Origin of the sequence: Cyanobium sp. N5-Cardenillas, assembly GCF_024345515.1 — a bacterium.
Taxonomy (GTDB): domain Bacteria; phylum Cyanobacteriota; class Cyanobacteriia; order PCC-6307; family Cyanobiaceae; genus Cyanobium.
Genome location: NZ_JAGQBG010000153.1, coordinates 1 through 7,700, shown reverse-complemented (window position 1 = coordinate 7,700; position 7,700 = coordinate 1). Strand labels below are relative to the sequence as shown.

Genomic DNA, 7,700 nt, shown 5'->3' with positions numbered 1-7,700 from the left:
CTGCCACGGCAGCCCATCGGCGCCGGTGGGCATCAGCCGCTCGCCGATCACCGTGATCGTGCGCTCGCCGCCGCCGTCGATGAAGGTGATCCCCCGCCGGGTCGGGGCCTCCCGCCAGGCGATGTGCAGCTCCAGCCCCAGGCCCGCGAGCTCTTCGGCGGCCCTGTGGCCGAGGGGGTCGTCGCCCAGGGCCGTGAAGAAGGGAATTCGCTCTCCCGTCAGTCGCGCCATCTGCACGGCCACCACGGCGCCGCCGCCGGCGGGGAGCTCACAGAAGTCGTCGGCATGGAGGATCTCGCCGGCCGCCGGCAGATGGTCCACGCCGACGAAGCTCACCATCTCCACATGGCCCACCACCGCCAGGGCCAGCGGGGGCAGGTCCGGCAGCGACTCCAGGGGCAGGGGGACGAGGGGCTCCATTCAGCTGGAGGCGGAGGTGTAGAAGCGCAGGGCGAACGTCCAGAACCAGCGGCTCAGCACCACCGAGGCGATGGCGACAGCCCCCCCGGCCAGCAGCCAGGGGCCGGAGGCCCGCCCCAGGATCGCCTCGGCCGGCACGGTGGTGAGGAAGGCCACCGGCACGATGAAGGTGAAGAAGGCCCGCAGGCCGGCGGGGAAGGCACTCACCGGAAAGCGGCCCGCCACCAGCACGCTGCGCAGCACCTCGGTGGCGTTCCAGATCTTCACGAACCAGATGCTGCTGGCCGCCAGCACGAACCAGAGGCTGTACAGAATCATCAGGCTGGCCACCAGCATCAGGGCCGCCCCCAGCAGGGTGAGGGGCGTCGGGGTGGCGCCGGCCTTCCAGGCGGCGTAGCCGATCAGGCCGGCCCCCAGGGCGATGCCGGGCAGACCCCAGGGGGAGAAGGTGCGGGCCGAGAGCCAGAACTGGCTGTCGATCGGCTTGAGCAGCACGAAATCGAGGCTGCCGGTGCGCACGTGGGCCACGATCGTGCTGAGGTTGGGCTGCAGCAGGGTGCTGGTGATCCCCTCCAGCAGGGTGTAGATGCCCAGCACCACCAGGGCCCCTTCCCAGCTCCAGCCCCCCAGCGACTGGCCACGCCCGTAGAACAGCGACAGCACGAAGATGCTGCCGACCAGATTGCCGGCGGTGGCCACCAGCTCGATCAGGAAATTGGCCTGGTATTCCAGTTCCGCCGTCAGCGAGGCGATCCAGAACACCCGCAGGGTGGTGAGATAGCGGCCCATCACGCCCCCATCGCTGAATAGTGGCGCAGGCCCCGCCGCCAGAGCAGCAGGTTGATCGGCAGCAGCAGGGCGGCCCAGGCGGCCATGGCCGCGAAGCTCTGCAGCACCGGCACGGACTCACCGGCCAGGATCCTGGCGGGCACATCGACCATGTAAGGGAAGGGGGTCCAGAAGGCGAAGGTCCGCACCGACTCGGGATAGAGGGCCAGGGGGGCCACCAGCCCGGAGAGATAGAGGTAGGGCAGATAGAGGAGGCGCTCCAGTGCGGTGGCTTTCTCGCTCCAGAAGCACACCATCGTCAGGGTGAACTGCATCAGGAAGCGCAGGGCGAAGGCGGCCAGGGTGGCCAGCACCGCCAGCAGCAGCGACGAGATGGAGGGCCACCAGAAGGCAGCGGGATACAGAAGGAAGAACAGTCCCACCAGCATCGCCACGAAGGGGAGTCGGGTGGCCTGCTCCGAGAGGTGGGCGGCCACGTAGCGCCACACCAGCGGCAGGGGCTGGAGCAGGTAGGGCGACAGGCGGCCGTTGAGGTTGTCCTCCTCGAAGGTGTACATCACCCACACGATCGTGAACTGGCGCACCACGAAGGCCGACAGGAAGTAGCGGGCCAGCTGCAGGGAGTCCATCCCCAGCCCGCCAGCGGCATCGACGGCGCTCCACAGGCCCAGCATGATGAAGGGCAGCACCCCCGAGAGCGCCCAGAGCACGATCTCGGCCCGGTACTCGAGCATGTAGGCGTACTGGCTGGAGAGCAGCACGGTGGCGATGCGGCGGGCGTGGGCCAGCCGCTGGCGCAGGGGGCGGCTCATGCCAGGGCCCCCTGGTGGAACAGCCGGCCGATGATGTCCTCGATCGGCGGGTCGGACACCGACAGATCGACCACCGCCAGATCGGCCAGCAGCCGTCCCACCTGCTCGGTGAGCCGCTCCCGCGGGATCAGCAGCCGCACCTCCCGGCCCTCGATGGTCTCCACCTCGCCGTAGCTGGCGAAGGCCTCGGCCCCTAGGGGCGCATGCAGCTCCAGGCGCACCTCCCGGCAGGGCGCCAGCCGCTGGGTGAGGGTCTCGAGGCTGCCGTCGTAGAAGAGGCGGCCCTCGTGGATCAGCAGCACCCGCGGACAGAGGGCGGTGATGTCGGCCATGTAGTGGCTGGTGAGCAGCACGGTGGCCCCGAAGCGGCGGTTGTAATCGGCCAGGAAGCTGCGCACCCGGGCCTGGGCGTTGACATCCAGCCCCAGGGTGGGTTCGTCGAGGAACAGCACCGATGGCCGGTGCAGCAGGGCCGCCAGCAGCTCCGCCTTCATCCGCTGGCCGAGGGAGAGCTTGCGCACCGGCCGGCGCAGCTCATCCCCCAGCTCGAGCATCTCCGCCAGCTCGGCGATGCGGCGGCGGCTCTCCGCCGGGGGGATGCCGTAGACGGCGGCGTTGACCCGCAGAGAATCCAGCGGTGGCAGATCCCAGATCAGCTGCTGCTTCTGGCCCATCACCAGGGTGATCTGGCCCAGGAAGTCCGCCTCGCGGCGCTGGGGCTGGTGGCCCGCCACCTCCACCGTGCCGCTGGTGGGGTGGATCAGCCCCGTGAGCATCTTGAGGGTGGTGGTCTTGCCGGCGCCGTTGGCCCCCAGGAAGCCGACGAACTCGCCCGGCTCGATCGAGAAGCTCACCTCCTGCACGGCTGCGATCAGGCGCTCGCGGCGGTTCACGAAGTGACGCAGGGTGCCGGCCAGTCCGGGTTGCTTGTCGGCCACCCGGTAGGTCTTGCCGAGGCCCTGCGCGCGGACGATGGCCATGCGGACGGGCTCGGAGCGCAAGCCACCCTATCGAGGGTGTGGCGGCAGGGAGGACGTCAGGCGGACTCCGGGCACCAGCCGGAGCTCCCCTGCAGCGGCTCGAGCCAGCTCGTACAGCGCTGGGTGAGATGGTCACCGTGGCAGATCAGGGCCTGGTGCCACTGGCAGCTCAGCAGGGGGATGCCGTCGGCGCCGGCCTGGTGGCGGAACCAGTGGCAGGTGAGGCAGACCTGACGGCTGCGGCTGGGCAGCAGACGCTCCGGCCCCAGATAGGGCCAGGCGGTGGGAGCCAGGGGTGTTTGCGGGGTGAAGGACATGGCCAGGTGTGCAGTACAACTGTACTAGCGGTTTTCGGCCTGAGCCGCCACGGAATCCCCGCCGGGGGGCCACAATCGTCCACCGGGGTGGTGTCGTCCGTCATGCCTTCGCCATGCTGATCCGGCTTGGTTGCGAACTGACCCTCTCCTGCTGGGCCCCGACACCGGTGTTGGCCCTTGTCCATCCCCATGGCAGCCGCCTGGAGGATCGGCGCGGCCCGGAGCGGTTGTGGCTGAGCCCGGATCGCATCGCCGAGGTGCTCACCGACGCTGACGGCAACCGGGCCTGCCGTTTCATGGCCTCCTCCGGCAGCACGACGCTGGGGTTCGAGGTGGTGGTGGCCGATGGCGGCCATCCCGATCCGGTGGCGGCGGATGTGGGCGAATGCCCGGTGGGGGCGCTGCCGATCGTCACCTACCCCTACCTCAACCCCAGCCGCTACTGCGACACCGACCGCCTGGCCCAGGTGGCCTGGGGCCGCTTCGGCGGTGTCCGGCCGGGCTGGTCGCGGGTGCAGGCCATCTGTGACTGGGTGCATGAGCAGCTCCGTTTCGACTACGGCGCCGCCCGCAGCGACAAGACCGCCCACGATGCCCTGCGGGAGGGGCGCGGCGTCTGCCGGGATTTCGCCCACCTGGCGATCAGTCTCTGCCGTTGCCTCAACATCCCGGCGCGTTACTGCACCGGCTACCTGGGTTACTCGGGCGTGACCGCCCTGCCGGATCCGATCGACTACTCGGCCTGGTTCGAGGCGTTTCTCGAGGATCGCTGGCACGTCTTTGATGCCCGCCACAACACCCCGCGCATCGGCCGGGTGCTGATCGCCCGGGGCCGGGATGCGGCGGATGTGCCCTTCCTGCGCTCCTTCGGTGATCACCAACTCACCGGGTTCCGCGTCATCACGGAGGAGTTGGCCCCCTCCGGGAGCGCCCCCCACTGAGGCCCGGCGCATCAGTCCGGGCCGCCGCAACCGCCGGCAACGGCGGTGAAATGTGGAGAAATCATGCGCCGGGTCTGCCCGCGTGGCGCAGGGTGCAGAATCCCGGCAGTTCCGGGATCCTCGACCATCTCGAGCGGTTCCGATGCCAGTCGGCTCAAGCACCCCTGCCCCACGAGAGCCCGTCGGTCCCCCATCCCCGGAGGTGGGACCAGGACCGAGGTTCCCTTGGGCCCTATGAATCGATTCCTGCGGACTGAACCATGGGTTTACGGATTGATGAAGCCACGTTTCTGGAGCGAGCCATTTCCCGATTCGGCGCGAGATACGACTATTCCCAGATGACCTATAAGAGTTATCGCACTCCCATCAAGATTCGTTGCGTTGAGCATCCCGTCCGGGAGGTGGTGATCACGCCTGAGCGCCATCTCCAGACCACCGGCGGGTGTAAGTACTGTCTCCGCAATTACCGCAACCAGACCCTTGAGCGGGTGCTCAGGCTGGACTGTGAGCCCTCCTCGCTTCCCGCTCCCCCGATGCCCCAGGCCATCCAGGAGCCCCCCGTGGTCGGCCAGGTAAGTAACGCTGTGTGAGGGATCTGGCCGCAGGCCCTGGGCCACTTTTGATCTTCGGTATCTTTCCGGGTCGTTCTCCCTGATGCCCTTCATGGCCCTTCCCCTGCTCGCCGCCCGACCCTCGAGCCTCAACGCCAGGGTGCCGAGTTTCGCGATCGCCAGTGAGGAATCCCCCCGCCAGGCTGTCGCCAGCCTGGAGACGGGCAAGACCGCCGGGGATCGCCTCGGTCTTGATGTTCAGATCGAGCAGGCCTACCGCCAGATCTTCTTTCATGCCTTCAAGGTGGATCGCGAAGTGGTGCTGGAATCCCAGCTCCGCAGCGGACAGATCACCATGAGGGATTTCATCCGTGGCTTGTTGCTTTCCAGGCGATTCCGTGAAGGTTTCTATGACTGCAACAGCAACTATCGGCTGGTGGAGCAGCTGGTCGGCAGGGTTCTGGGCCGGCCCGTCTATGGCGAACAGGAACGCATCAGGTATTCGATCCTGATTGCCCAGCATGGGCTCGTCACCCTGGTGGATGCCCTGCTCGACTCGGCCGAGTATCTCGAAGCCTTCGGTTACGACACGGTGCCCTACCAGCGCTCCCGGGTGTTGCCGGGTCGGGCGCAGGGCGAGCGCCCCTTCAACCAGCAGGCTCCCCGCTACGACGGCCGCTGGCGCGATGTGATCGCCGCCAGGGCGCCCCGTGGCACCACCCCCTGGTCGCCGGGTACCCCCCGCGCCGCCTGGCTCGGCGAGCAGCCCTCTCCCCTGGCACGCAAGATCTGGCAGGGATTGGTCACGGCCGGAGGCTTTGCAATCACGGGCCTGGTGCTGTGGACGGCGGCAGCGATGCTGAGCACCGCAGCGCAGTGATCGGGGGTCCCTGGGGGCGTTCTGCCCCCAGGGACTTTCCCGAATTCCTGCAGTGGTTGTAGGCCTGTTGCCCGCTGTGTTGACAGACACGGAATCGTGCTTTCCTTGGTTGCAGGTGCCCGCAACGCCAGCATCGGCGCCACCATGCATTAGGATTTGTAAAGATTTCTTGACCTCCGGAGACTTCCTGCCATGTTCACGCTCGACAAGGCCTCCCAGATTTTTCCGGACACCCTTTCCGCCGATGTGGTGCCCGCCCTCACCGCTCGGTTCGCCCTGCTGAGCGCCGAGGACCAGCTGGCGCTGATCTGGTTCGCCTACCTCGAGATGGGCAAGACGATCACCATCGCGGCCCCCGGAGCGGCCCGCATGCAGTTCGCCGAGCCGGTGCTCAACCGGATCAAGGCCATGACCTTTGCCGAGCAGAGCCAGGTGATGGTGGATCTGGCCAACAGGGCCGACACCGACATCTGCCGCACCTACGCCATCTGGTCGGTCAACATCAAGCTGGGGTTCTGGTATCGCCTGGGCGAGTGGATGGAGGAAGGCATCGTCGCCCCCATCCCCGAGGGTTACCAGCTCTCCGCCAATGCCGCTTCGGTGCTGTCCTCACTGAAAGGCATTGATGCCGGTCAGCAGATCACCGTGCTGCGCAACTTCGTCGTCGACATGGGCTTCGACCCCAGCAAGGTGGACGGGGCCGAGCGCATCGCCGAGCCGATCGTGCTGCCCACCGCTCCTGAGCAGCGCACCAAGGTGTCGATCGCGGGAATCGACAACGCCACGATCCTGTCCTACATGGATCTGCTTAACGCCAACGATTTCGACCAGCTGATCAAGCTGTTCCTTCCCGACGGCGCCCTGCAGCCCCCCTTCCAGCGTCCGATTGTCGGCACCGATGCCGTCCTGCGCTTCTTCCGCGAAGACTGCCAGAACCTCAAGCTTCTTCCCGAAACTGGCGTGAGTGAGCCCTCCGAAGGTGGCTTCACCCAGATCAAGGTCACCGGCAAGGTCCAGACCCCCTGGTTCGGCGCCGGTGTCGGCATGAACGTGGCCTGGCGCTTCCTGCTGGATCCCGAAAACCGGATTTATTTCGTGGCGATTGACCTGCTGGCATCCCCGGCCGAGCTCCTCAAATTCGCACGCTGACGGTTCGCACCCTGACGGACTCCCGCAGCCAGCCTGGCCAGATGCCGGACGAGGCGAAGGTCCGTTCCGTTTCCCCTGCCCCCCTGGGCAGGGGTTTCTGGCTAGGGATGCTCATCTTCTGGGCCTGGTTGGCGAGCCTCGTCGCCTTGCTGCTGGCCCTTCCGGCCCAGTGGCCGGCACCGGCCATCCTGCTGGCTGTCGCAGGGCGGACGTTCCTCCAGACCGGCCTGTTCATCCTGGGTCACGACGCCATGCACCGTACCCTGGTGCCCGGGCGCCCTGCCCTCAACGATGGGCTGGGCCTCCTGGCCCTGGTGCTTTACGCCGGCTTGCCCTTTGGCCGCTGTCGTCGCCAGCATCTGCGCCATCACCGCTCGCCTGGCAGCCTCCGGGATCCCGATTTCCGATTCGCCAGCGGCGATGGTGCCCTGCGCTGGTATAGGCGTTTCATGGGCAACTATCTCTCCTGGAAGCAGTTGGCCCCGCTCCTGATCACCTGGATCACCGCAGCGGCACTGCTGCTGGCGCTCGACCCCCAACGGGCGATCAATGTGATTGCGTTCTGGGTGCTGCCGTTGGTGCTGAGCTCGTTTCAGCTGTTTCTCTTCGGCACCTATCTTCCCCACCGCAGCCAAGGATGTCTTCCTGCCGGCAGCCATGCGGTACGAAGTCTGGGGTATTCCCACCTCCTCTCCCTGCTGGCTTGTTACCACTTCGGCTACCACTGGGAGCACCATGCCTACCCGGCGGTGCCCTGGTTCAGGCTGCCGGACTTGAGGCGACGCGTTTCTCTTGATCACGGGCAGGGCAACGGCTCGCGGCGGCTCTGGCTTGCGCGTTAAGGTCAAAAAACAGATGTTG

Annotated in this window: 9 protein-coding genes; 4 read left to right on the top strand and 5 right to left on the bottom strand. The window is 67.1% G+C overall.

The features are described from left to right. From KBZ04_RS12060 to KBZ04_RS12040, 5 genes are all read right to left on the bottom strand, one after another. Nucleotides 1–420: PfkB family carbohydrate kinase (locus tag KBZ04_RS12060; protein WP_254992158.1), on the bottom strand; the 420-nt coding region annotated here is incomplete at its 3' end. Next, complete coding sequence (locus KBZ04_RS12055) at nucleotides 421–1,209, bottom strand: ABC transporter permease (RefSeq protein ID WP_254992157.1); 789 nt, start codon at nucleotides 1,207–1,209, stop codon at nucleotides 421–423. After that, nucleotides 1,209–2,021, bottom strand: a complete 813-nt coding sequence (locus tag KBZ04_RS12050; protein ID WP_254992156.1) for an ABC transporter permease — start codon at nucleotides 2,019–2,021, stop codon at nucleotides 1,209–1,211. The genes KBZ04_RS12055 and KBZ04_RS12050 overlap by 1 nt, the downstream gene beginning before the upstream one ends. Continuing rightward, nucleotides 2,018–3,001: an ATP-binding cassette domain-containing protein gene (locus KBZ04_RS12045; protein ID WP_261351092.1), complete on the bottom strand. Its 984-nt coding sequence runs from the start codon at nucleotides 2,999–3,001 to the stop codon at nucleotides 2,018–2,020. The genes KBZ04_RS12050 and KBZ04_RS12045 overlap by 4 nt, the downstream gene beginning before the upstream one ends. 56 nt (nucleotides 3,002–3,057) lie before the next feature. After that, nucleotides 3,058–3,318 carry a galactose oxidase gene (locus KBZ04_RS12040; RefSeq protein ID WP_254992154.1) on the bottom strand — a complete coding sequence of 87 codons (261 nt, stop codon included), beginning with the start codon at nucleotides 3,316–3,318 and terminating at the stop codon, nucleotides 3,058–3,060. Nucleotides 3,319–3,431: 113 nt separating this feature from the next. On the opposite strand from KBZ04_RS12040, the gene KBZ04_RS12035 reads away from it, so the two are divergent. The 4 genes from KBZ04_RS12035 to KBZ04_RS12020 all read left to right on the top strand — a co-directional run bounded on the left by KBZ04_RS12035 (nucleotide 3,432) and on the right by KBZ04_RS12020 (nucleotide 7,681). Then, the gene (locus KBZ04_RS12035; RefSeq protein ID WP_254992153.1) at nucleotides 3,432–4,259 is read left to right on the top strand and encodes a transglutaminase-like domain-containing protein; all 828 of its coding nucleotides are present in this window, start codon (nucleotides 3,432–3,434) and stop codon (nucleotides 4,257–4,259) included. A 663-nt stretch (nucleotides 4,260–4,922) separates the two neighbouring features. Continuing rightward, on the top strand, nucleotides 4,923–5,690 hold the full coding sequence (locus KBZ04_RS12030) for a phycobilisome rod-core linker polypeptide (RefSeq protein WP_254992152.1): 768 nt from the start codon (nucleotides 4,923–4,925) through the stop codon (nucleotides 5,688–5,690). Between the two features lie 192 nt (nucleotides 5,691–5,882). Beyond that, nucleotides 5,883–6,839: an orange carotenoid-binding protein gene (locus KBZ04_RS12025; protein ID WP_254992151.1), complete on the top strand. Its 957-nt coding sequence runs from the start codon at nucleotides 5,883–5,885 to the stop codon at nucleotides 6,837–6,839. Nucleotides 6,840–6,946: 107 nt separating this feature from the next. Next, entirely contained in the window at nucleotides 6,947–7,681 is a 735-nt protein-coding gene (locus tag KBZ04_RS12020) for a fatty acid desaturase (RefSeq protein ID WP_254992150.1), read from the top strand. Nucleotides 7,682–7,700 lie beyond the last annotated feature (19 nt).